Genomic DNA, 24,307 nt, shown 5'->3' with positions numbered 1-24,307 from the left:
GTGATTATCGCCAAAGCGGCAAGGAGCCTTCGTGCCCACAGTTGAAATGGAACGTCGCCAAGTGGTGGTGATCGGTGCCGGGCCGTCCGGGGCCATCGCGGCCGCGCTGCTCAAGCGCAAAGGGCATGATGTATTGATTATCGAGCGCCAGCATTTTCCGCGCTTCTCGATTGGCGAAAGCCTGCTGTCGCACTGCATCGACTTTATCGAAGAAGCCGGCATGCTCGACGCCGTGCAGGCGGCCGGCTTTCAACTGAAAACCGGTGCCGCATTCGCCTGGGGCGAGCGCTACAGCGCGTTCGATTTCGGTGACACCTTCAGCAACGGCAAGCCGACGACCTTCCAGGTGCAGCGCGCCGAGTTCGACAAGCTGCTGGCCGATCAGGCGGCACTGCAGGGTGTGGAAATCCGCTACGGCGAAAGCATCGTCGGCGTGGACTTTTCCGGCGAGTGTCGTTACCTGCACGTACGCCGCGAGAACGGCAGCGAGTACCACCTCAAGGCCAAATTCGTGCTGGATGCCAGCGGCTATGGCCGCGTGTTGCCGCGCCTGCTGGACCTTGAAGCCCCGTCGAATTTTCCGCTGCGCCAGGCCGTGTTCACCCACGTCGAAGACCGCATCGAACACCCAGGCTTCGACCGCACCAAGATTCTGGTGACCACCCATCCCGAGAAGCGCGATATCTGGTTCTGGACCATCCCGTTCAGCAACGGCCGTTGCTCGGTGGGCGTGGTCGCGGCCAAGGAGCACTTCGACGGCCACGACGGCGACCTCGACGCCTGCCTGCGCGGGTTTATCGAGCAAACCCCGAGCCTGTCCGGCGTGCTGCAAAACGCCGTGTGGGACACCCCGGCGCGCAGCATCGGCGGCTATTCGGCCAACGTCAAAACCCTGCACGGTCCGGGCTTTGCGCTGCTGGGCAACGCGGCGGAGTTTCTCGACCCGGTGTTCTCTTCCGGCGTGACCATCGCCATGCGTTCGGCGAGCATGGCCGCCGGCTTGCTGCATCGCCAACTGCAAGGCGAAACGGTGGACTGGCAAACCGAGTTCGCCGAACCGTTGAAGCGCGGCGTCGACACCTTCCGCTGCTACGTCGAGGGCTGGTACGCCGGGACGTTCCAGGATGTGATTTTCCACGCCGGCAGTTCGCCGGAGATTCGCCGCATGATCAGTTCGATTCTCGCCGGTTACGCCTGGGATGAACGCAACCCGTTCGTCAGCGAGCCCAAGCGGCGCCTGCGCATGTTGTCGCAAATCTGCGCGAGTGAGACGGTATGACCAGCCCTGCCGTTGAAAAAAACTACCTGAGTAAGAACTACGTCGAAGAAACCCGGTTCGGCTTCTGGTTCCTGCGCAGCCACACCTGGCAGCACCATGTGCTCCGCGTAGCGATCAACGACCTGCGCAGCCTGTTCAGCGAACCGCTGCCGGTGGCGCCGGTGTTGCTCGACGCCGGCTGCGGCCAGGGCAAATCCTTCAACTTGCTGCAGCAGGTGTTTGCGCCCTCGCGTTTGATCGGCCTGGATGCCGACCCCCACAGCCTGGCGCTGAGCCGCGAAGAAGCCGCTCGCCAGGGCCTGGCCGTGGAGTTGATCGCCAGCGACTGCGCCACCCTCGACGTTCCCGACGCCAGCGTCGATATCGTGTTTTGCCACCAGACCTTTCACCACCTGGTCGAGCAACATCGCGCACTCAAGGAGTTTTATCGGGTACTCAAGCCGGGCGGCTATTTGCTGTTTGCCGAGTCCACCGAAGCCTATATCGACACCTGGGTAATTCGCTGGCTGTTCCGCCACCCGATGCACGTACAAAAAAGCGCCGAGGAGTATCTGCAGATGCTGCGCGAGCAAGGCTTTGAATTCGGCGCGGGGAACGTCTCGTACCCCTATTTGTGGTGGAGCCGTTCCAGCGATTTCGGCCTGCTGGAACGCTGGGGCCTGCGCAAGGCGCCGCCGGTGGGCCAGCGTGAGGAAACCCTGGTCAACTGTGTGGCGCGCAAGCCGTTAGAGGCCGCGAGCTCATGATGCGCCGGCTGTTGATGGGTTGCCTGTTGCTGCTCAGCGCGTGCGCCAGCCAGGCACCGTTACCCGAGAAAATCCCGGCGCTGGCCTTGCCGATGCAATTGCATGTGCAACGCCTGGAGGGCGAGCGCAGCCAGGACTGGCTGTTGGTGATCCAGCGTGAAGGCGCGGCGATTCGCTGGTCGATGATGGATCCGCTGGGCATTCCCCAGGCCCGGCAGAAGCTGATCGACGGGCAATGGCAGGCCGATGGCTTGCTGCCGCCCGATCCCCAGGCGCGAGCGCTGTTCGCCGCGCTGCTGTTTGCCCTGGCCTCGGCGGATGACGTGCGTGCGCTGTATCCTTCGGCCCAGGCCAGGGACCTCACGCGAACGCTGCCGGGCCATTGGCAAATCGTCTATCAGTCCTCGGAGGTGTTCAGCGTGAACATGGCGGGCCAACCGTTGAGCTATCGCATTACTCCGCTGGGAGTCGGCCGATGACCGCTTACCTCAATGCCCTCGGCGTGATCTGTGCCCTCGGGCGCGGCCAGGCCGAGGTCAGCCGCAGCCTGTTTGCCGGTGACTGTTGCGGCATGCGCGCCGAGAGCGGCTGGGTGCCGGAGCGCGTGGTGCCGGTCGCAGCGGTGCGCGGCGAACTGGCGACCATTCCGGCGCAATTGGGCCAGCAGAGCAGCCGCAATAACCAGTTGCTGCTGGAAGCGGCGTTGCAGATCGAGGCGCAGATTCGTCAGGTGATCGACACCTACGGCGCCTCACGGGTGGGCGTTGTGCTGGGCACCAGCACTTCGGGCATCGACGAAGCCAGTCGCGGCATTGCCCACTACCTGCGCGATCACGCGTTCCCTGGCGACTACGACTACCAGCAGCAGGAACTCAGCGCTCCGGCGAATTTCCTCGCCGACTGGCTGCAGTTGAGCGGCCCGGCCTATGTGATTTCCACCGCCTGCACGTCCAGCGCCCGCGCATTGATGAGCGCCCAGCGCCTGCTCGACTTGCGCGTGTGCGATGCGGTGCTCTGCGGCGGCGTCGACAGCCTGTGCAGGCTGACGCTGAACGGGTTTACCGCGCTGGAAGCGGTGTCTGCCGAGCGCTGCAATCCGTTCTCGGTGAACCGCGACGGCATCAATATCGGCGAAGCGGCGGTGTTGTTCGTGATGAGTCGCGAGGCGGCGCCGGTCGCCCTGCTGGGCAGTGGCGCCAGTTGCGACGCGCACCATATCTCCGCGCCCGAGCCCAGCGGCAAGGGTGCGTTGCAGGCGATGCGCAAGGCCCTGGCCAACGCGAAACTTACGCCCGAGCAGATCGGTTACCTGAACCTGCACGGCACCGCCACCCAACACAACGACGCCATGGAAAGCCAGGCGGTCGCCAGCCTGTTTCCGGGCGGCGTGGCCTGTTCGTCGACCAAACCCATGAGCGGCCATACCCTCGGCGCGGCGGGCGCATTGGAAGCGGCGTTCTGCTGGTTGAGCCTCACTCACGGCCTTGTCCCGCCCCATGTGTGGGACGGCCACCTTGACCCGGCGCTGCCCGCGTTGCAGTGGGCGCACAAGGGCGACACCCTGGAAAAACCCTACCTGATGAGCAACTCGTTTGCCTTCGGCGGCAACAACGTCAGCCTGATTATTGGAGAGGCCCCATGATCGATTGGCCACTCGCCGAACTGCTGCCCCACGCGGGCGACATGATCCTGATCGACCAGGTGCTGTCGTTCGATGAAGAGCAGGTGCATACCCGCCTCACCGTCAAGCCCGGTGGCCTGTTCAACCGTGCAGACGGCAGCCTGCCGGCCTGGGTCGGTATCGAGCTGATGGCGCAAAGCGTCGCCGCCTATGCCGGTTGTCGCGCGCGCCAGCAAGGCCTGGCGGTGGAACTGGGCTTCCTGTTGGGCACGCGTAAATTCGAGTGCAACGTGGAACACTTCCCGGTCGGCACCGAGCTGAACATCCACGGCCTGCGCTCCCTGGAAGACGACAATGGCATGGGGGTGTTCGAATGCCACCTCACTGGCGACGCAATCCAGGCCAGCGCACGCTTGAACGTATTTCGACCGCCCCAGGCGGCCAACTATTTAGCTGAAACGAAGGACGAAACGCCATGACTGAATCCGTACTGGTCACCGGCTCCAGCCGTGGCATCGGCCGCGCCATTGCCCTGCGCCTGGCCCAGGCCGGGCATGACCTCGTGCTGCATTGTCGCAGCGGGCGTGCCGAAGCCGACGCGGTACAGGTCGAGATCCAAGCCCTGGGCCGCCAGGCGCGGGTGCTGCAGTTCGATGTGGCAGACCGCGCCGCGTGCAAGGCAATCCTTGAAGCCGATGTGGAGCAGCACGGCGCTTATTACGGCGTGGTGCTCAACGCTGGCCTGACCCGCGACGGCGCCTTCCCGGCCCTGTCGGAAGAGGACTGGGACGTGGTGATGCGCACCAACCTCGACGGTTTCTACAACGTGCTGCACCCGGTGATGATGCCGATGATTCGTCGGCGTGCCGCCGGGCGCATCGTGTGCATCACCTCGGTTTCCGGGCTGATCGGCAACCGTGGCCAGGTCAACTACAGCGCTTCCAAAGCGGGCCTGATCGGCGCAGCCAAGGCGCTGGCCATCGAGCTGGGCAAGCGCAAGATCACCGTCAACTGTGTCGCACCGGGCTTGATCGACACCGCCATGCTGGATGAAAACGTACCGGTGCAGGAGCTGATGAAGATGATCCCGGCGCAGCGCATGGGCACCCCGGAAGAAGTCGCCGGGGCGGTGAACTTCCTGATGTCGGCCGAGGCCGGCTATATCACGCGCCAGGTGTTGGCCGTGAACGGGGGCTTGTGCTGATGAAGCGCGTCGTCGTCACCGGCATGGCCGGCATGACCTCCCTGGGCAGCGATTGGGACACCATCGCGGCCAACTTTCGCGCCAACCGCAGCGGCATCCGGCGCATGGATGAGTGGGACCGTTTTACCGAATTGAACACGCGCCTGGCCGGGCCGATCGACGATTTCGTCGTGCCCGCGCACTGGACGCGCAAGCAGCTGCGCAGCATGGGCCGTGTCTCGCGCCTGGCAGTGTGGGCAGCGGAGCAGGCGTTGCAGGATGCCGGCTTGCTCGGTGACGCGTCGATCAAGGACGGGCGCATGGGCGTGGCGTGTGGCTCGTCCACCGGCAGCACCGATGAGATCAAGGCGTTCGGCAACATGCTGCTGAACTCGGTGGCCGAGGGGCTGAATGCCAACTCCTATGTGCGCATGATGCCGCACACCACGGCGGCGAATATCAGTATCTTTTTTGGCCTGACCGGTCGCTTGATCCCCACGTCCAGCGCTTGCACCAGCGGCAGCCAGGGCATCGGTTATGCCTACGAGGCGATCAAGTTCGGCCGCCTGCCCTTGATGCTGGCCGGAGGCGCCGAAGAGCTGTGCCCCACCGAGGCGATGGTGTTCGATGCGCTCTATGCCACCAGCCTGAAAAACGACGCCCCCCAAACCAGCCCGCGCCCCTACGACAGCGGCCGCGATGGGCTGGTGATCGGCGAAGGCGGCGGCATGCTGGTGCTGGAAGAGTTGGAACACGCGTTGGCGCGGGGTGCGCATATTCATGCGGAACTGGTCGGTTTCGGCAGCAATGCCGACGGCCAGCACACCACCCGTCCGGAGCAGAAAACCATGCGTCGCGCCATGGAACTGGCGCTGGAGGATGCCGGGCTTGAGCCGTCCGCCATCGGCTACGTGAACGGCCACGGCACCGCCACCGACCAGGGCGACATCGCCGAAACCCTGGCCACCAGCAGCCTGTTCGGCCCTCGCATGCCCATCAGTTCGCAGAAGAGTTTCCTTGGCCACACCTTGGGCGCGTGTGGGGCGCTGGAGTCATGGTTCAGCATCGAGATGATGAACCGCGACCAATACGTGCACACCTTCAACCTGGACGCCGTCGACCCGCACTGCGGCGCGCTGGATTACCTGCAAGGTGGCTTTCGCGAGATGCATCACGACTACGTGATGAACAACAATTTTGCCTTCGGCGGCGTCAACACCTCGTTGATCTTCCGCCGCTGGTCCTGACTTCTAAATCAATTGGAGAAAACGGAATGTCTTCCCTGCTACGCGCTACCCTGATCACCCTGGCCCTGCTGACCACCGCCGGCTGCACCAATAAACCGGTACTTAACACCCAGCACGAACTGCCGGCCACCACTCAGGTCAGCGAAGAAAAAATGAAACAGGTGATCGTCGCCGCCCTGCAAAAACGCGAGTGGACGGTACAACGCCTGAGCCCGCAACTGGTGCAGGCCGAGATCACCGTGCGCAACCAGTTTTATGCAGCCATCGATATTCGCTACACCCGCAACAGCTACGCCATCACCTACCGCGACAGCCGCGACCTGGGCTACAAGGACGGCAAGATCCATCGCAACTACAACCGTTGGATCAGCATGCTGGACCGCGACATCATGGCCGGGTTGCGCTCGGCGGGAATGCAGTAACGCTGATTGTTTGGATCGTTCCCACGCTCCGCGTGGGAACGCTGCCTCGGACGCTCTGCGTCCCGCCGCGAGTGCACGGTTGCAGTCCCCTTCACCTGGGTGACGCGGAGCGTCACGGGATGCATTACCACGCGGAGCGTGGGAACGATCGGATGTGACCCGGCCTACACCTGCGCCTTACGCGTCAACAACTCCACAAACGCCTGCGCCATCGGCGTCTGCGCGCCCTTGCGCTGTACCAGCCACACCGCCGTCACCGCCTCCGGGTCCAGCAAGGTGCGGTACACCACGCCATCGATGCGGATACGCTGGTAAGACGCGGGCAGCACCGACACCCCCAACCCTGCCGCCACCAGGCCAATGATGGTCATCGCCTCGCCTGCTTCCTGGGCAAAGTGCGGGCTGAACCCGGCGTCGCGGGCCAGATTGAGCAATTGTGCGTAGAGACCACTGCCATAACTGCGCGGGAAAAATACAAAGGGTTCGTCAGCCAATTGCGCCAGGTGCAAGCCGCCTTCGCTGCCCTGGGCCAACGGGTGCCCGGCGCTCAATACCGCCACCAACGGCTCGCGCATCAGCTCGATCACACTGAGGGAATCCGGCAACGGCAACGGTCGCATGAGCCCGACCTGGATCGACTCATCGAGCAACGATTCGGCCACCTGGGTGCTGCTCATTTCTTGCAGGCTCAAATGCACCGCCGCAAACGCCTGGCGAAACGCAAAGATCGCCTGCGGGATGCTGGCGTTGAACGGCGCCGACGACGTGAAGCCGATTTTCAGCTCTCCAAGCTCTCCCAACTGCGCACGTCGCGCGACGTCTGCCGCTTTATCGACCTGCGCCAGCACCAGGCGCGCCTCGTGCAGAAACAGCCGCCCTGCTTCGCTCAGCTCGACCCGACGATTGGTACGCTCAAATAAGCGCGCACCCACGTCTTGCTCCAACGCCTGAATTTGTTGGCTCAACGGCGGTTGCGAGATGCCCAGCACTTGCGCGGCGCGGCCAAAATGCAGCTCCTCGGCGACGGCGATGAAGTACCGCAGGTGACGTAATTCCATGCAAACCTCATTAGGTCGCTAAAGCTATCAAACGGGTCGAACAATATATTGGAAAGAATCATTAGCCAGCTATATTCTTTTTCGTATTGCCGGCCGTGGCAGTCTTTCCTCCCCGAGGTCACCGTGAAATCTGCTGTTGCTGCACACGCTCAAGAAGCCCCGCCCACTGCCCTGGATGAGGTCGTCGCGCAGCTCAACGACGAGTACATCGAAAAAGGCACGCCGATGTTCATGCGCACGGTGTTGGCGCTGTTCTCCGGCGGCTTTGCCACGTTTGCCCTGTTGTATTGCGTGCAGCCGATGATGCCGGCGCTGTCCCACGAGTTTTCCATCAATGCCGCACAAAGCAGCCTGATCCTGTCGGTCGCCACGGCGATGCTTGCTTTCGGCCTGCTGATTACCGGGCCGGTTTCCGACAGGCTGGGGCGCAAGCCGGTGATGGTCGCCGCGTTGTTCTGCGCAGCGCTGGCCACCATTGCCAGCGGCTTAATGCCGAGCTGGGAAGGCATCCTGTTGATGCGGGCGCTGGTGGGCTTGTCCTTGAGCGGCCTGGCCGCCGTGGCCATGACCTACCTGAGCGAAGAGATCCACCCGCAGCACATCGGTTTGGCCATGGGCCTGTACATCGGCGGCAATGCGATTGGCGGCATGAGCGGGCGCCTGATCATCGGCGTGCTGATCGACTTCGTCAGTTGGCACACCGCAATGCTGATCATCGGCGGCCTGGCGCTGATCGCCGCGACGGTGTTCTGGAAAATCCTCCCCGAATCGCGCAACTTCCGCGCCAGCAGCCTCAAGCCGCGCAACCTGCTGGAAGGTTTTGTCATGCACTTCAAGGATGCGGGCCTGCCGTGGCTGTTCCTTGAAGCGTTTCTGCTGATGGGCGCGTTTGTCACGCTGTTCAACTACATCGGCTATCGCCTGCTGGCCGATCCGTATGACCTGAGCCAAGCCGTGGTCGGCCTGCTATCGCTGGTGTATCTGTCAGGCATCTACAGCTCGGCAAAAATTGGCTCTCTCGCCGACCGCCTGGGCCGCCGCCGCGTGCTGTGGGGCACCATTGTGCTGATGCTCGCCGGCATGGCCCTGACACTCTTCACCCCGCTATGGCTGGTAGTGCCGGGCATGCTGATCTTTACCTTCGGCTTCTTCGGCGCCCACTCGGTGGCCAGCAGCTGGATCGGCCGTCGTGCGGTGAAGGCGAAGGGACAGGCGTCGTCGCTGTATCTGTTCTGCTATTACGCAGGTTCAAGCATTGCCGGCACAGCGGGCGGATTCTTCTGGCACTTTGCCGGATGGAACGGGATAGGCGCATTTATCCTGGCGTTGCTGATCGGCGCGTTGCTGGTGGCGTTGAGGTTGGCGAAGTTGGCGCCGCTGGGCCATGTGAAGACCTGAGGTCACCTGCGTCTGCCGATGCAGGTGACCCGGTCTCAGCACTCAACCGCACTCACCGCCAACCCGCCCCGCGACGTCTCTTTGTACTTGTCATGCATATCCGCACCGGTATCGCGCATGGTGCGGATCACCCGGTCCAGGGAGATAAAATGCTGCCCATCGCCGCGCAAGGCCATTTGCGCGGCGTTGATCGCCTTGACCGCCGCAATCGCATTGCGCTCGATACATGGCACTTGCACCAAGCCGCCCACCGGGTCGCAGGTCAGGCCCAGGTTATGTTCCAGGCCGATTTCCGCAGCGTTGCACAGTTGCTCGGGGGTAGCGCCGAGAATTTCCGCCAGGCCCGCTGCGGCCATGGCGCAGGCGGAACCGACTTCACCCTGGCAACCGACTTCGGCGCCGGAGATCGAGGCGTTCTTTTTGCACAGAATGCCCACCGCCGCCGCGCCGAGCAGGTAGTCGACCACGTTGGCCTCCGTCACCTCTTCACTGAACTTCATGAAGTAATGCAGCACTGCAGGGATGATCCCCGCTGCGCCATTGGTGGGCGCCGTCACCATGCGCCCACCGGCGGCGTTTTCTTCATTGACCGCCAGGGCGAACAGGTTCACCCACTCCATGGCACTCAAGGTCGAACCGATCACATTGGGCTTGTTCAACTCCTGCAGACTGCGGTGCAACTTGGCCGCGCGACGGCGCACGTTCAAGCCGCCAGGCAGGATGCCTTCATGCTTGAGGCCTTCCTCCACGCATGCTTGCATGGCACGCCACAGGGTCATCAGGCCACTGCGGATTTCTTCTTCGGAGCGCCAGACCTTCTCATTGGCCAGCATCAGTTCGGCGACGCGCAGGTTGTGGGTCTTGCACAGCTGCAACAGCTCTGCGGCGCTGGAAAAGTCATACGGCAGCTCGGTGCGGTCCATGTCCGCCACGCCGCTCTGGGCCTGGGCTTCATCCACCACAAAGCCTCCGCCCACCGAGTAGTAGGTGTCGCGGTGCAACTCGCCGTCAGCATCGAACACCACCAGGGTCATGGCGTTGGGATGGAACGGCAGGTTTTCGTCGAGCAGACGCATGTCCCGTGACCATATGAACGGCACCGGCAAGCGGCCGTCGAGCAACAGGGTCTCGGTTTCGCGCAGCGTGTGAATGCGCACGCCAATCTGGGACGGGTCGATTGCGTCCGGCCACTCGCCCATCAGCCCCATAATGGTGGCGGTGTCGCTGCCATGGCCGATGCCGGTGGCCGACAAGGAACCGTAGAGTTGCACTTCGACACGCCGAACCTGTTCCAACACGCCACGTTCGCGTAACGTTTGAACGAACAACGCCGCAGCGCGCATGGGGCCGACGGTGTGAGAGCTGGAGGGCCCGATGCCGATCTTGAACAAGTCGAAAACGCTGATAGCCATTAACCTGAAACTCCTCGATAAGCGCGGCCAGGCTTGAACGAGGTGCTACGCTCAGATCGCCCAGATGGCGGCATCATCCAGCTTTTATCCGCCGTCACGGCGTCTCACACCGACGCACCCATGCTCACCAGCGTCGCTAACGTGCGATCGCCTGTTTTGGCCGTTTTTAACGGTGCAGATGAGTAAAAACTGCAGTTTCACTGTGGTAAAAATCTGTAAGCGACGTCACCGACACTGGATGCGACCCTCCCTGTACTGGATACGACGCCCCCTGTAGGCGTCAGATTTTCACTGGTACATGATCAGTCTCGACTCGTTTGCAAGGCACCGTGCCAGAGCTGTCCGACGCATACTCCAATAGCAGCACCTATAAAGCGCGGCGAATGCCGCCAGAAAAAACACAGGAGTCTACCCCGATGAAAGGTTCACCCTCGTTGTTGTTGGCCGCCATGCTGAGTCTGCCGGTCATGGCGCACGCTGCAGAACCGGAACAATGCAAGACCGTCAACTTCTCCGATGTCGGCTGGACCGACATCACCGTCACCACCGCGACCACCAGCGAAATCCTCAAGGGCCTGGGCTACAAGCCGCGCACCACGATGATTTCGGTACCCGTGACCTACAAGTCCCTGGCTGACGGCAAGAACATGGACATCTTCCTCGGCAACTGGATGCCGACCATGGAAAACGACATCAAGCAGTACCGCGATGCCGGCACCGTGGAAACCGTACGCGCCAACCTGGAAAACGCCAAGTACACCCTGGCGGTGCCCGAAGCGCTGTATGACAAGGGCCTGAAAGACTTCGCCGATATCGCCAAATTCAAGGATGAGCTGGGTGGCAAGATCTACGGCATCGAGCCGGGTAACGACGGCAACCGCACCATCCAGACGCTGATCGACAAGGATGCCTTCGGTCTCAAGAAAGCCGGTTTCAAAGTGGTCGAGTCCAGCGAAGCCGGGATGCTCTCCCAGGTTGAACGCGCCACCAAGCGCGGCCAGGCCATCGTGTTCCTCGGCTGGGAACCGCACCCGATGAACACGCGTTTCAAGATGAAGTACCTGACCGGGGGTGACGATTCGTTCGGCCCCAACTACGGCCAGGCCACCATCTACACCAACACCCGCAAGGGCTACACCCAGGAATGCAGCAACGTCGGCCAGTTGCTGAAAAACCTGCAGTTCACGCTGAACATGGAAAGCACCCTGATGGGCAACGTCCTGGACGACAAAATGAAGCCCGATGCTGCCGCCAAGGCCTGGCTGCAGAAGAACCCGCAAATCCTCGACACCTGGCTGGCCGGTGTCACCACCGTTGATGGCCAACCGGGTCTCGATGCCGTTAAAGCTTACCTCGCCAAATAGCACCCGCTGACCCCGGGGCGGTGCGCTGCCCCGGGATGTTTCCCTCTTCGCATGTGGACATTCACTACCATGCTGACTGAACAGAAAATCCCACTAGGCCAGTACATCGCTGCCTTCGTCGACTGGTTGACCCAACACGGTGCCAACTATTTCGACGCAATCGCATCGACACTGGAAACGATGATCCACGGCGTGACGTTTGCGCTGACCTGGTTCAATCCGCTGGCATTGATCGGTCTGATTGCGCTGCTGGCTCACTTTATCCAACGCAAATGGGGCCTGACCGTCTTTGTCATCGCCTCCTTCCTGCTGATCCTCAACCTGGGGTACTGGCAGGAAACCATGGAAACCCTCGCGCAGGTGCTGTTCGCCACCCTGGTCTGCGTGGTCATCGGCGTGCCGCTGGGCATTGTTGCCGCGCACAAGCCGATGTTCTACACCATGATGCGGCCGGTACTCGATCTGATGCAGACCGTACCGACCTTCGTCTACCTCATCCCTACCCTGACCCTCTTCGGGCTGGGTGTGGTGCCCGGCTTGATTTCCACGGTGGTGTTCGCGATTGCCGCGCCGATCCGCCTGACCTACCTGGGCATCCGCGATGTACCGCAAGAGTTGATGGATGCCGGCAAAGCCTTTGGCTGCTCGCGCCGTCAGTTGCTCTCACGCATTGAACTGCCCCACGCGATGCCGAGCATTGCCGCCGGTATTACCCAATGCATCATGCTGTCGTTGTCGATGGTGGTGATCGCGGCGCTCGTCGGCGCCGATGGCCTCGGCAAGCCGGTGGTCAACGCACTCAACACCGCTGACATCGCCCTGGGCTTCGAAGCCGGGCTGGCCATCGTGTTGCTGGCCATCATGCTCGACCGTATCTGCAAACAACCCGACGCCAAAGTAGGGGGTGATGCATGAGCATTATCCGATTCGATAAAGTCGACGTGATCTTTTCCAAAGACCCACGCGAAGCGCTCAAGCTGCTGGACCAGGGCATGAGCCGTAACGAAATCCTGAAGAAAACCGGGCAGATTGTCGGCGTTGAAAACGCAAGCCTGGATGTGGAGAAAGGTGAGATCTGCGTGCTGATGGGCCTGTCGGGCTCCGGCAAATCCAGCTTGCTGCGCTGCATCAACGGCCTCAACACCGTCAGCCGTGGTCAGTTGTTCGTGGAGCATGAAGGTCGCCAGATCGACATCGCGTCCTGCACTCCCGCCGAGCTGAAAATGATGCGCACCAAACGCATCGCCATGGTGTTCCAGAAGTTCGCCCTGATGCCCTGGCTGACGGTGCGCGAGAACATCAGCTTCGGCCTGGAAATGCAGGGCCGTCCGGAGAAGGAACGGCGCACCCTGGTCGATGAAAAACTCGAGCTGGTGGGCCTGAGCCAATGGCGCAACAAGAAGCCCGATGAGCTGTCCGGCGGCATGCAACAGCGCGTGGGCCTGGCCCGTGCGTTGGCGATGGACGCCGATATCCTGCTGATGGACGAACCTTTCTCCGCCCTCGACCCGCTGATCCGCCAGGGCCTGCAGGATGAGCTGCTGGAGCTGCAACGCAAGCTGAGCAAGACCATCGTGTTCGTCAGCCATGACCTCGACGAAGCCCTCAAGCTCGGCAGCCGCATCGCGATCATGAAAGACGGCAAGATCATCCAGTACAGCGTGCCGGAAGAAATCGTGCTGAACCCTGCGGACGACTATGTGCGCACCTTCGTCGCCCACACCAACCCACTCAACGTACTGTGCGGTCGCAGCCTGATGCGCACGCTGGATAACTGCACGCGGGTGAACGGTTCGGTATGCCTGGACCCAGGCGCCGACTCCTGGCTGGACCTGGCCGAAGGCAACACCATCCAGGGCGCACGCCAGAATGGCGTGGTGATGAACCTGCAGAACTGGGCGCCGGGGCAAGCGGTGGAAGGCCTGGGCCGGGTGCCGACGCTGGTGGACTCCAATATCGGCATGCGTGACGCCTTGCAGATCCGCTATCAGACGGGGAACAAGCTGGTGTTGCATGACAACAACAAAGTGGTGGGGATCCTGGGCGACAGCGAGCTGTATCACGCCCTCCTAGGCAAAAACCTGGGCTGACCAACACCGCAAAACCCCTGAAGGAACCGGGCCAATGTGGGAGGGGGCTTGCTCCCGATTGCGGTGTATCAGCATCAAATGTGCTGACTGACACACCGCAATCGGGAGCAAGCCCCCTCCCACATTTAGCGCATTGCCTGGCTTCAGCTATAGACCCGGCCAAGGAGCTGGCGATGGCTTTCGAACTGATCGAGCACGTCACGGGTGATCTGCTCCTGGGTGAAGCCCATCAGGTCGTATTCCTGCGGCCCGTTGTGCAGGTACACCTCGGCGCGGTAGTAGCGGGTGCGTTCTTCTTCGGGCAGGTCAGTGGGCGCCGAGGAATAAGCATCCAGGCTGACTTCGTAGACGAACGGGTTGCCCTCTTCCATCTCGATCCGCACACCGATGCAGCGTTTGGATTTGCCCAGCAAGGTCTGCACTTCCAATCCCTGCTCGCGCAACGCTGTGGCGGCTTCTTCCAATGCCGGCGTGACGTGCTTGTCCATAAAGCGTTGCACGGTGCCCTGGCTCGGTTGCAGGTCGAGCGCGGTCAGGCGCTCGCTGAACCCCCGGCGCCCGCGTTCAGCCAACTGCGCCTGCTCTTGTTCGATGGCCACATCCTGGCGCATGGCCTTGTGCAAACCGAACATGAACAGAATCAGCACCACCGAGAACGGCAACCCCGCCAGCACCACCATGGTCTGCATGGCTTCGAAGTTGCCGGCGAACAGCAGGCCGATGGTCACCAGGGTGATCACCGCCGACCAGAAGATCCGCAGCCAGTGCGGCGCATCTTCATCCACGTTGCCGCCTTTGCACGACAGGTTGGCCATCATCACCGCGCCGGAATCCGCAGGCGTCAAGAACAGCACGAAGCCCACGAAGATCGACACGCCAATGACGATTTTCGACGCCGGGTAATGCTCAAGCAGCTGGTAGATGGCCATGGACGGCTGTTCCAGCGCAGTCTTGCCCAGCTCCACCGCGCCATGGTTCAGCACCAAGTCCAACGCCGAATTACCGAAGATCGACAACCACGCCAGGGTGAAGCCCAGCGGGATCAGCAGCACGCCGGCGACCAGTTCGCGCACGGTGCGGCCACGGGAAATGCGCGCAATGAACATGCCCACGAATGGCGCCCAGGAAATCCACCAGGCCCAGTAGAACAGGGTCCACAGGCCCATCCAGCGCTCGGTCTTGTCGGCGTCGCCTTCGTACACATAGAGGTCGAAGGTTTTCAGAATGATGCCGTTGAGGTAGTCACCGGTGTTTTGCACCAGGCCGTTGAGCAGGTGCAGGGTGGGGCCGAACAGCAGCACGAAGATCAGCAAACCGCTGAACAACACGATGTTGAGGTTGGACAGGCGGCGAATGCCATTCTCCACACCCGACACCGCAGCGATGGTCGCCACCGTGCTCATCACAATGATCACGATCAGCAGGTTGGTGTTGCTGTGCGCCATGCCGAACAGGTTTTCCAACCCGGACGACACCTGCATCGAACCGATCCCCAGGTTGGTCACCAGGCCGAGCAGGGTCACGAACATGCCGAAACCGTCCACCGCATGGCCGGCCGCGCCCTTCACCCAACGCTCGCCCACCAGCGGGTACAGCGCCGAACGCAGGGCCAGCGGCTGGTTGTGGCGGTACGCGAAGTACGCCACGGCCAGGCCGACCAGCGCATAGATCGCCCAGCCATGCAGGCCCCAGTGCAGGAAGGTCAGTTGCAGCGCCTGACGTGCCGCGCCATTGCTGGCGGCCGTGCCTTCGGGCGGGTTGAAGTAGTGGTCCAGGGGCTCGGAGGCGCCGAAGTACAGCAGCGAGATGCCGATGCCCGACGAAAACAGCATGCCGGCCCAGGCGCCGTAGCTGAAGTCCGGGGTGTCGTCCTTGCTGCCCAGTTTCAACTTGCCGTAGGACGAAAACGCCAGGCCGACCACGAACACCAGGTAGGCGGCGATGACCACCATGTAGTACCAGCCGAAGCTTTTCGACAGCCAGGCCTGGGCGACGCCGAGCATGCGCCCGGCCTCCTGCGGGGCGATGATCAGAATGGCGGTCAACAACAGAATCAGCGCGGTGGAGGTGTAGAACACCCAACCGTTGACCCGGACCTTTTCCGGCGGGGTCTTTATAAGAGAGGCAGAACTCATGGCGCAGATGCTCCGGGCAGTGCGAGAGAGAAACACAAGGCAACGGTTATCCCGGGACATCGATTTTTCGGCAGTCGACGGACGGGTGTTATAAAGACACCCCGAAAATCCCCAACCCCGCCGAAGCGGTAGCCAGGCCCTGATACGGCCTGTTTCAGGGGTTTTCGCAGGTGTCAGAGGGCGCGGCTCCCAGGTAGGAAATATCTGTAGGCAGCGACCATTTGTCGCAGAGCTTATTCTTTGTTGATTGAACGTTCAATCAAAACAAAATAGACTGGCCTTCAAGCCGATGGACGTGGATCGCCTGTCGGCAGGCCAAAGGAGAGGTGCTACATGCCCAAGGTCGGTATGCAACCCATACGCCGCCAGCAGTTGATCGAAGCCACCTTGACGGCCATCGATCAGGTTGGGATGGGAGATGCCAGCATTGCGCTGATCGCCCGCCTGGCGGGTGTCTCGAATGGCATCATCAGTCACTATTTTCAGGACAAGAACGGCCTGATCGCAGCGACGATGCGTTACCTGATGAACGCGCTGATCGAGAACGTCCAGGAACGCCGGCGTGCCCTGAACGATGACAGCCCAAGGGCGCATCTGCGGGTGATCATCGAAGGCAACTTCGACGCCAGCCAGGTCAACGGCCCGGCAATGAAAACCTGGTTGGCCTTCTGGGCGACCAGCATGCATCACCCGTCTTTGCACAGGTTGCAGCGGATCAACGATCACCGCCTGTATTCCAACCTGTGCTGCCAGTTCCGCCGTGCGATGCCGTTACCCGAGGCACGCAGCGCAGCTCGAGGCCTGGCGGCCCTGATCGACGGTTTGTGGTTGCGCGGCGCCTTGTCGGGAGACGCTTTCGACACGGAGCAGGCGCAACGGATCGCTTACGACTACATGGATTTCCAATTGGCCAAGCAGGTGAGTTAGAGCCCTTATAAACGCTCAACCCCTGAACGTCCGCCGCGCAGTATTGCCACATCCCCATGGCCCACTGTTCGACGGGTAACGCCAACCACTTATGCACTTGCGAGGACTTTATGGCCCGTTTCGACCTGCAAAAACTCTACATTGACGGCGGCTACAGCGACGCTGGCAGCGATGCCACCTTCGAAGCCATCAACCCGGCTAACGGTGAAGTTCTCGCCCAAGTGCAACGCGCCACCAAGGAAGACGTCGAGCGTGCCGTGGTCAGCGCTGAAAAAGGCCAGAAGATCTGGGCCGCCATGACCGCCATGGAGCGTTCGCGCATCCTGCGTCGCGCCGTCGACATCCTGCGCGAGCGCAACGATGAGCTGGCCGCCCTGGAAACCCTGGACACCGGCAAAGCCTTCTCCGAAACCAAGTACGTCGACATCGTCACCGGCGCCGACGTGCTGGAGTACTACGCGGGCCTGGTGCCGGCCATCGAAGGCGAGCAGATTCCGCTGCGCGACACGTCCTTCGTCTACACCCGCCGCGAGCCGCTGGGCGTGGTTGCTGGTATCGGCGCGTGGAACTACCCGATCCAGATTGCCCTGTGGAAATCCGCACCGGCCCTGGCCGCTGGCAACGCGATGATCTTCAAGCCAAGCGAAGTCACCTCGCTGACCACCCTGAAACTGGCCGAGATCTACACCGAGGCGGGCGTTCCAGCCGGCGTATTCAACGTACTGACCGGCAGCGGCCGTGAAGTCGGCACCTGGCTGACCGAACACCCACGCATCGAGAAAGTCTCGTTCACCGGCGGCACCGACACCGGCAAGAAAGTCATGGCCAGCGCGTCGAGCTCGTCGCTCAAGGAAGTGACCATGGAACTGGGCGGCAAGTCGCCGCTGATCGTGTTCGAAGACGCCGACCTCGACCGTGCGGCCGACATCGCGATGATGGCCAACTTCTACAGCTCCGGCCAGGTCTGCACCAACGGCACCCGTGTGTTCGTGCCCAAGCACCTGCAAGCGGCGTTCGAAGCCAAGATTCTTGAACGTATTGCGCGCATCCGTGTGGGCGACCCGCAAGATGACAACACCAACTTCGGCCCACTGGTCAGCTTCGCGCACATGGAGAGCGTGCTGGGCTACATCGCCAAAGGCAAAGAGCAAGGCGCACGCCTGCTGTGCGGCGGCGACCGCCTGACCGACGGCGCCTTGGCCAAGGGCGCCTTCGTCGCACCGACTGTGTTCACCGACTGCACCGATGACATGACCATCGTGCGTGAAGAGATCTTCGGCCCGGTGATGAGCATCCTCACCTATGAAACCGAAGAAGAAGTGATCCGCCGCGCCAACGACACCGACTTCGGTTTGGCTGCGGGCCTGGTCACTAAAGACCTGAACCGCGCGCACCGCGTGATTCACCAGCTGGAAGCGGGTATCTGCTGGATCAACGCCTGGGGCGAATCCGACGCGAAGATGCCGGTCGGTGGCTACAAGCAATCCGGTGTGGGCCGTGAAAACGGGATCAGCTCGCTGAATAACTTCACCCGCATCAAATCGGTACAGGTTGAGCTGGGCGATTACGCCTCGGTGTTTTAACACCCGGGATTTGTATTGCCTTTGAGGCTTGCCCCCGATGAGGCCCGACCTGACCACACATCAAGAGGGTGCATTCAATGTCCCAAGAATACGACTACATCATTGTGGGTGCCGGCTCTGCCGGTAACACCCTGGCGACCCGTCTGACCGAAGACGAAGGCGTCACCGTCCTGTTGCTGGAAGCCGGTGGCCCGGACTACCGCCTCGACTTCCGTACCCAGATGCCCGCCGCCCTGGCGTTCCCGCTGCAAGGCCGTCGCTACAACTGGGCCTACGAGACCGACCCAGAGCCACACATGGACGGTCGCCGGATGGAATGCGGTCGCGGCAAGGGCCTGGGTGGCTCTTCCCTGATCAACGGCATGTGCTACATCCGCGGCAACGCCATGGACTACGACAACTGGGCGAAATTGCCGGGCCTGGAAGACTGGACCTACCTGGACTGCCTGCCGTATTTCCGCAAAGCCGAAACCCGCGACATCGGCCCCAACGACTACCACGGTGGCGAGGGCCCGGTCAGCGTGACCACGCCCAAAGCCGGCAACAACCCGCTGTTCCACGCCATGGTTGAAGCCGGCGTGCAGGCCGGTTACCCGCGTACCGAAGACTTGAACGGTTACCAGCAAGAAGGCTTCGGCCCGATGGACCGCACCGTCACGCCGAACGGCCGTCGCGCCAGCACCGCACGCGGTTACCTGGACGTCGCCAAGAAGCGTTCGACCCTGACCATCGTTACCCACGCCCTCACCGACAAAGTGTTGTTCGAAGGCAAGCGTGCGGTCGGCGTGCGTTACCTGATCGGCGCCGCTGAAGAGCGTGTCGAAGCCCGTGCGCGTAAAGAAGTGCTGGTCTGCAGCGGCGCGATCGCTTCGCCGCAGCTGCTGCAACGCTCTGGCGTCGGCCCGGCCAAACTGCTGGAAAGCCTCGACATCCCGGTGGTCCACGACCTGCCAGGCGTCGGCGAAAACCTGCAGGACCACCTTGAGCTGTACCTGCAATATGCGTGCACTCAGCCGGTGTCGCTGTACCCTTCGCTGCTTTGGTACAACCAGCCGGCCATCGGTGCCGAGTGGCTGTTCAACGGCACGGGTATTGGCGCCAGTAACCAGTTCGAAGCCGGCGGTTTTATCCGTTCGCGTCCGGAATTCGAATGGCCGAACATCCAGTACCACTTCCTGCCGGTGGCGATTAACTACAACGGCAGCAACGGGGTGAAAGAACACGGTTTCCAGGCACACATGGGCTCCATGCGTTCGCCGAGCCGTGGCCGTGTGCAGTTGAAGTCGAAGAACCCACGGGACTACCCGAGCATCCTCTTCAACTACATGGCCACCGAGCAGGACTGGCAGGAATTTCGCGACGGCATCCGCCTGACCCGTGAAATCATGCAGCAGCCGGCGCTGGACCCATACCGTGGCCGCGAAATCAGCCCGGGTATCGAGGTGCAAACCGATGAACAGCTCGACCAGTTCATCCGCGAGCACGCCGAGACCGCGTTCCACCCGTCCTGCTCGTGCAAGATGGGCACCGACGAGATGGCGGTGGTCGATGGCGAGGGTCGCGTGCATGGCATGCAGGGCCTGCGTGTGGTGGATGCGTCGATCATGCCGATCATCACCACCGGCAACCTGAACGCTCCGACGATCATGATCGCCGAGAAAATCGCCGACAAGATCCGTGGCCGCCAGCCGCTACCGCGCAGCACCGCCGACTACTACGTGGCAGGCGATGCGCCAGTGCGTGGCAAGCCGCTGCGTGAAGTGGGGCCGCTGCGCAATAACTGATACACCGCCAACCGATCGTTCCCACGCTCCGCGTGGGAATGCCGCCCTGGACGCTCTGCGTCTGCTCTTGAGGTCGTGACGCGGAGCGTCACAGGATGCATTTCCACGCGGAGCGTGGGAACGATCACCTCCCCCTCCTTGATCAGCCCCCCAGCCCCGGCCTACTCTGTTGGCCTGCCCCGCGCTGAGCTGCCCACAAGGAAGGCCCCATGTTCGAACACCACGCCACGCTCAAACAACACTTCAGTGCCCTGCGCACCACCGCCCAATTCTTCTCCCTGCGCTATGTGCGCGAATCCGGCCGGTACCTGTCGGTGCGCAAGAACGTCGCCGAGCCGCCACACCTGAGCCATGACGAAGGCGCCATGCTCACCGTGCGCCTCAACGGCGTCGAAGCTTACGCCGCGACCAATGATCTGTCCCTGGCCGGCCTGCAAGCCGCCCTCGAACGTGCCGAACAGCAGGCCCGGCGGATCAAGCCCCACGCGCTGCTCGACCTGCGCGAGCAAGCGGTGTCGAGTGACGTTGCCGACTACCTGTCTCCCGACTTCGACCAGCCCTTCCCGTCCCTGAGCGACTGCTACCAACTGCTCGGCGATGAGTCGGCCGCCGTGCCCAGGGATGAGCGCCTGGTGAGCTGGGACGTCAGCCTCGGCCAGACCACGGTCGAACAGATCTACCTCAATACCGCTGGCGCACAATTGCGTCAGGCCCAGCGCTTTGTGTTTCCCGGCGTCAACGTCACCGCCTTCGATGGCAACGACAGCCAGACCCGCACCCTTGGCGGCAGCAACTTTGGCCAGCAAGGCGGGCTTGACGTGATCAGCCGCTTCGGCCTGATCGGCGCCGCGCCACGCGTGGCCGACGAGGCCCTGCAACTGCTGCTGGCACCGAACACGCCCCAGGGTCCGCGTGACCTGCTGCTGATGCCCGACCAGATGATCCTGCAGATCCACGAGTCCATCGGCCACCCGCTGGAGCTGGACCGCATTCTGGGCGACGAGCGCAACTACGCCGGTACCAGCTTTGTGAAGGCCAGCGACTTCGGCCATCTGCAATACGGCTCCAACCTGCTCAACGTGACGTTCGACCCGGACATCCCCGAACAGCTCGCCAGCTACAGCCATGACGATGACGGCAGCCGCGCCAGCAAGCAGTTCCTGATTCGCGAAGGGCTGCTGCTCAAACCTCTGGGCGGCGCGCTGTCGCAATTTCGCGCGGGGCTGGGCGGTGTAGCCAACAGCCGTGCCAGCAGTTGGAACCGCCCGCCGATCGACCGCATGGCCAACCTCAATATCGAGGCGGGTGACCAGAGCCTGGCCCAACTGATTGGCGGTATCGAACACGGCATCCTGATGTCGACCAATCGCTCCTGGTCCATCGACGACGCGCGCAACAAATTCCAGTTCGGCTGCGAATGGGGCCAACTGATCGAAAACGGCGAGCTCAAGGGCGTGGTCAAGAACCCCAACTACCGCGCCATTTCCGCGCAGTTCTGGCGCAAGCTCAGCGCGGTCGGCGATGCCAGTACCTTCAAGGTGCTGGGCACACCGAACTGCGGCAAAGGCGAACCCAACCAGGTGATCCGCGTCGGCCATGCTTCGCCGGCGTGTGTGTTCAGTAACGTCGACGTATTTGGGGGAGATGCCTGATGAACGACTTCAAGGCACTGGTGGACTGGCTCAAACAGGCCATCACCGAGCAGGAACAGTTTCACCTCGGCTATGCTGCTGAAGCGTCCGAGTTCGTGCGTTTCAACCACGCCCAGGTACGCCAGGCCGGCCAGGTGCAACAGGCCAGCCTCAACCTCAAGCTGATCAACGCCGGTCGCCATGCCGACCTCGGCATCACCCTGGCGGGTGATCCTCAGCTGGACCGCCAACGCCTCGCCACAGGCCTGCAACAGTTGCGCGAAACCTTGCCGTTGCTGCCGCCAGACCCCTACCTGCTGCTGAACCACAACGCCTGGCAAAGCCACAACGAACAACTGCGACCCTTGCCGGAACTGACCCAGGTGCTGCAAGACATCAGCCAGGCCGCCGAAGGCGTGGACCTGGTCGGCTTCTATGCCGCCGGCCCGATCAGCCGTGGCTTTGCCAGCTCCGACGGCGCGTTCGGCTGGCACCAGGCCAACAGCTTCAACTTCGACTTCAGCCTGTTCCATGCCAATGGCGAAGCGGTCAAGGCCAGCTATGCCGGGCACACCTGGGACAGTGCCGAGTTCGCCCGGCGCGTCCAGCAGGCCCGCGACCAGCTTGAGTTCCTCGGCCGACCGTTGCACCCGCTGGCACCGGGACAATACCGCGCCTACCTCGCTCCAGCGGCACTCGAAGAAATCATCAGCATCGTGACCTGGGGCGGTTTTTCCGCCCAGGCCATCGCCAGCAAGGGCAGTTCGCTGCAACGCCTGTATGCCGGGGAACAACACCTGAGCCCGCTGGTAACGGTGACCGAGCAGATCAGCGGTTCACTGAGCCAGGCATTTTCCACCGAAGGCTACCCGCGCAGTGACGTCACGTTGATCCATGCCGGCCAGGCCGACGGCCAATTGGTCAACTCGCGCAGCGCCGCCGAGTATGGCCTGAGCGCCAATGGCGCCAGCAGCGACGAATCCCCCAGCGCCTTGCAAATGGCCGCCGGTAACCTGGCCCAGGCCGATATCCTCAAGCAGTTGGGCACCGGGTTGTACATCAGCAACCTGTGGTACCTGAACTACTCCGACCTGCCAGCGGCGCGCCTGACCGGCATGACCCGCTTCGCCACGTTCTGGGTGGAAGACGGCGAGATCAAGGCGCCGGTCAGCACCATGCGCTTTGACGACAGCGTGTTCAGCCTGCTGGGTTCGCAGTTGGAAGCGCTGACCGCTGACCGGGAACTGCTGCTGTCGGCCAGTACGTATGGCCAGCGCAACACCGCGTCCAACCTCCTGCCAGGCGCCTTGGTCAAGCGCCTGACACTGACCTTGTAATCCAAGAAAATCCCCTGTGGGAGGGGGCAAGCCCCCTCCCACATTGTCCTGTGTTGATTTCGGACACTTCGCTGAGCCCCTTCCTACCGTTCAATCCCATACTCCGGGCAGCCTGTTGTCGCCCGCAATAAACCTCGTTATAAAAGCTAATGGCATACCGCCACACGACAGGGAGTGTTGCGATGACCCAGGCAAGTTTTGTCATAGACAAGCTGTACAAGCACTACAACGTCCACGTAGAGCAACTGGGCAACGACCCACACAGAAAAACCGTGCTGATGGTCAATGGCGCCCTGTCCACCACGCGCTCCTTTGCCCGCACCAGTAAATGCCTGGCCGAGCATTTCAATGTGCTGCTGTTCGACCTGCCCTTCTCCGGCTATTCCCGCGAGCACAATACCGACCTCGACCTGGTCACCAAGGATGACGAAGTGCAGATCCTGCGGGCGCTGGTGCAGCGCTTTGCGGTCAACCATCTGGTCTCGGCCTCATGGGGTGGCATCTCCACGCTGCTGACCCTGGCCCATAACCCGCCCTCCATCGAAAGCTCGGTGGTGATGGCCCTGGCGCCCAACCTCAACCAGGCGATGCTCGAGTACGTAGAGCGCGTACGCGTGTTGATCGAGGCCGATGACAAATCCGCCGTCGGCCATCTGCTCAACGAGACGGTCGGGAAATACTTGTCGCCCCGCCTCAAGCGCAACAACCACCGCCATCTGGCGAACATGGCCACCACCGAGTATCGCCAGGCACGCTTTCATATTCATCAGGTGCTGGCATTGGGCGATGGCAACTACCTGCCGGCGCTCAGGCAGATTGAAACGCCGGTGCACTTTCTCAACGGTACGCTGGACGAATACACCCCCGCCGCCGATGCACAACTGTTCGGCAGTTACGTGAGGCGCAGCAGTTTCGCCGTGGCCGAACATACTGGCCATTTGCTCGACCTGGAATCCCGCGAGGCAGCGCTGGCGGTGCACCGCGCCTTGCTGGATTTTTTGGTCGGCGAACACGCGGCCTTGTCGGACTTAGACGAACCGCCAGTGGGAAAAGCAGCGACGGATGGCGCATAATCGCCGACACATAGCCT

General features: G+C 62.2%; 21 protein-coding genes. 18 read left to right on the top strand and 3 right to left on the bottom strand.

Features of this window, described 5'->3' with window-relative positions:
• Window positions 1–31 precede the first annotated feature (31 nt).
• The 8 genes from C4J87_RS02190 to C4J87_RS02155 are packed head-to-tail and all read left to right on the top strand — an operon-like array spanning window position 32 to window position 6,498.
• Window positions 32–1,279 (top strand): NAD(P)/FAD-dependent oxidoreductase, encoded by a 1,248-nt coding sequence (locus tag C4J87_RS02190; protein ID WP_124365548.1) that lies wholly within the window; start codon window positions 32–34, stop codon window positions 1,277–1,279.
• Window positions 1,276–2,025: a class I SAM-dependent methyltransferase gene (locus C4J87_RS02185; protein ID WP_124365547.1), complete on the top strand. Its 750-nt coding sequence runs from the start codon at window positions 1,276–1,278 to the stop codon at window positions 2,023–2,025. The genes C4J87_RS02190 and C4J87_RS02185 overlap by 4 nt, the downstream gene beginning before the upstream one ends.
• Complete coding sequence (locus tag C4J87_RS02180) at window positions 2,022–2,504, top strand: hypothetical protein (protein WP_124365546.1); 483 nt, start codon at window positions 2,022–2,024, stop codon at window positions 2,502–2,504. Before C4J87_RS02185 ends, C4J87_RS02180 begins: the two co-directional genes overlap by 4 nt.
• The gene (locus tag C4J87_RS02175) at window positions 2,501–3,667 is read left to right on the top strand and encodes a beta-ketoacyl-[acyl-carrier-protein] synthase family protein (RefSeq protein WP_124365545.1); all 1,167 of its coding nucleotides are present in this window, start codon (window positions 2,501–2,503) and stop codon (window positions 3,665–3,667) included. Before C4J87_RS02180 ends, C4J87_RS02175 begins: the two co-directional genes overlap by 4 nt.
• Entirely contained in the window at window positions 3,664–4,125 is a 462-nt protein-coding gene (locus C4J87_RS02170) for a hotdog family protein (RefSeq protein ID WP_124365544.1), read from the top strand. The genes C4J87_RS02175 and C4J87_RS02170 overlap by 4 nt, the downstream gene beginning before the upstream one ends.
• Window positions 4,122–4,850, top strand: a complete 729-nt coding sequence (gene fabG / locus C4J87_RS02165) for a 3-oxoacyl-ACP reductase FabG (protein WP_124365543.1) — start codon at window positions 4,122–4,124, stop codon at window positions 4,848–4,850. The genes C4J87_RS02170 and fabG overlap by 4 nt, the downstream gene beginning before the upstream one ends.
• The gene (locus tag C4J87_RS02160; RefSeq protein ID WP_124365542.1) at window positions 4,850–6,076 is read left to right on the top strand and encodes a beta-ketoacyl-ACP synthase; all 1,227 of its coding nucleotides are present in this window, start codon (window positions 4,850–4,852) and stop codon (window positions 6,074–6,076) included. Before fabG ends, C4J87_RS02160 begins: the two co-directional genes overlap by 1 nt.
• Window positions 6,077–6,102: 26 nt before the next feature.
• Complete coding sequence (locus C4J87_RS02155; RefSeq protein ID WP_124360929.1) at window positions 6,103–6,498, top strand: hypothetical protein; 396 nt, start codon at window positions 6,103–6,105, stop codon at window positions 6,496–6,498.
• Between the two features lie 164 nt (window positions 6,499–6,662).
• On the opposite strand, the gene C4J87_RS02145 is transcribed toward C4J87_RS02155, so the two are convergent.
• Complete coding sequence (locus tag C4J87_RS02145) at window positions 6,663–7,556, bottom strand: LysR family transcriptional regulator (RefSeq protein WP_124365541.1); 894 nt, start codon at window positions 7,554–7,556, stop codon at window positions 6,663–6,665.
• A gap of 171 nt (window positions 7,557–7,727) precedes the next feature.
• Between C4J87_RS02145 and C4J87_RS02140 the strand changes: the two genes are divergently transcribed.
• Window positions 7,728–8,954 (top strand): MFS transporter, encoded by a 1,227-nt coding sequence (locus C4J87_RS02140; RefSeq protein WP_372238437.1) that lies wholly within the window; start codon window positions 7,728–7,730, stop codon window positions 8,952–8,954.
• Between the two features lie 35 nt (window positions 8,955–8,989).
• Here the strand turns inward: C4J87_RS02140 and C4J87_RS02135 are convergent, their stop codons facing one another.
• Entirely contained in the window at window positions 8,990–10,366 is a 1,377-nt protein-coding gene (locus C4J87_RS02135) for an L-serine ammonia-lyase (RefSeq protein WP_124365539.1), read from the bottom strand.
• Window positions 10,367–10,782: 416 nt separating this feature from the next.
• Between C4J87_RS02135 and C4J87_RS02130 the strand changes: the two genes are divergently transcribed.
• The 3 genes from C4J87_RS02130 to choV all read left to right on the top strand — a co-directional run bounded on the left by C4J87_RS02130 (window position 10,783) and on the right by choV (window position 13,820).
• On the top strand, window positions 10,783–11,730 hold the full coding sequence (locus C4J87_RS02130; RefSeq protein WP_124365538.1) for a choline ABC transporter substrate-binding protein: 948 nt from the start codon (window positions 10,783–10,785) through the stop codon (window positions 11,728–11,730).
• Between the two features lie 69 nt (window positions 11,731–11,799).
• Window positions 11,800–12,645, top strand: a complete 846-nt coding sequence (gene choW / locus C4J87_RS02125) for a choline ABC transporter permease subunit (protein WP_003194913.1) — start codon at window positions 11,800–11,802, stop codon at window positions 12,643–12,645.
• Window positions 12,642–13,820 (top strand): choline ABC transporter ATP-binding protein, encoded by a 1,179-nt coding sequence (gene choV / locus C4J87_RS02120; protein ID WP_124365537.1) that lies wholly within the window; start codon window positions 12,642–12,644, stop codon window positions 13,818–13,820. The genes choW and choV overlap by 4 nt, the downstream gene beginning before the upstream one ends.
• A gap of 143 nt (window positions 13,821–13,963) precedes the next feature.
• Here choV and C4J87_RS02115 read toward each other — a convergent pair whose 3' ends face one another.
• Entirely contained in the window at window positions 13,964–15,898 is a 1,935-nt protein-coding gene (locus C4J87_RS02115; RefSeq protein WP_256657488.1) for a BCCT family transporter, read from the bottom strand.
• Window positions 15,899–16,288: 390 nt separating this feature from the next.
• Here C4J87_RS02115 and betI point away from each other — a divergent pair, with 390 nt between their 5' ends.
• From betI to C4J87_RS02085, 6 genes are all read left to right on the top strand, one after another.
• Complete coding sequence (betI, locus tag C4J87_RS02110; RefSeq protein WP_124360922.1) at window positions 16,289–16,882, top strand: transcriptional regulator BetI; 594 nt, start codon at window positions 16,289–16,291, stop codon at window positions 16,880–16,882.
• A 110-nt stretch (window positions 16,883–16,992) separates the two neighbouring features.
• The gene (gene betB, locus C4J87_RS02105; protein WP_124365536.1) at window positions 16,993–18,465 is read left to right on the top strand and encodes a betaine-aldehyde dehydrogenase; all 1,473 of its coding nucleotides are present in this window, start codon (window positions 16,993–16,995) and stop codon (window positions 18,463–18,465) included.
• 77 nt (window positions 18,466–18,542) lie between these two features.
• Window positions 18,543–20,249 carry a choline dehydrogenase gene (gene betA, locus C4J87_RS02100; RefSeq protein ID WP_124365535.1) on the top strand — a complete coding sequence of 569 codons (1,707 nt, stop codon included), beginning with the start codon at window positions 18,543–18,545 and terminating at the stop codon, window positions 20,247–20,249.
• A gap of 209 nt (window positions 20,250–20,458) precedes the next feature.
• Window positions 20,459–21,901, top strand: a complete 1,443-nt coding sequence (locus C4J87_RS02095) for a TldD/PmbA family protein (RefSeq protein ID WP_124365534.1) — start codon at window positions 20,459–20,461, stop codon at window positions 21,899–21,901.
• Window positions 21,901–23,217, top strand: coding sequence for a TldD/PmbA family protein (locus tag C4J87_RS02090; protein ID WP_124365533.1), 1,317 nt, complete (start codon window positions 21,901–21,903; stop codon window positions 23,215–23,217). The genes C4J87_RS02095 and C4J87_RS02090 overlap by 1 nt, the downstream gene beginning before the upstream one ends.
• A gap of 182 nt (window positions 23,218–23,399) precedes the next feature.
• Window positions 23,400–24,290, top strand: a complete 891-nt coding sequence (locus tag C4J87_RS02085) for an alpha/beta fold hydrolase (RefSeq protein ID WP_124365532.1) — start codon at window positions 23,400–23,402, stop codon at window positions 24,288–24,290.
• The last annotated feature ends 17 nt before the right edge of the window (window positions 24,291–24,307 follow it).

This window comes from Pseudomonas sp. R1-43-08 (assembly GCF_003852255.1).
Lineage (GTDB): Bacteria > Pseudomonadota > Gammaproteobacteria > Pseudomonadales > Pseudomonadaceae > Aquipseudomonas.
The sequence above is the reverse complement of the archived record's forward strand: the minus strand, read 5'-3'. Positions and strand labels throughout refer to the sequence as shown.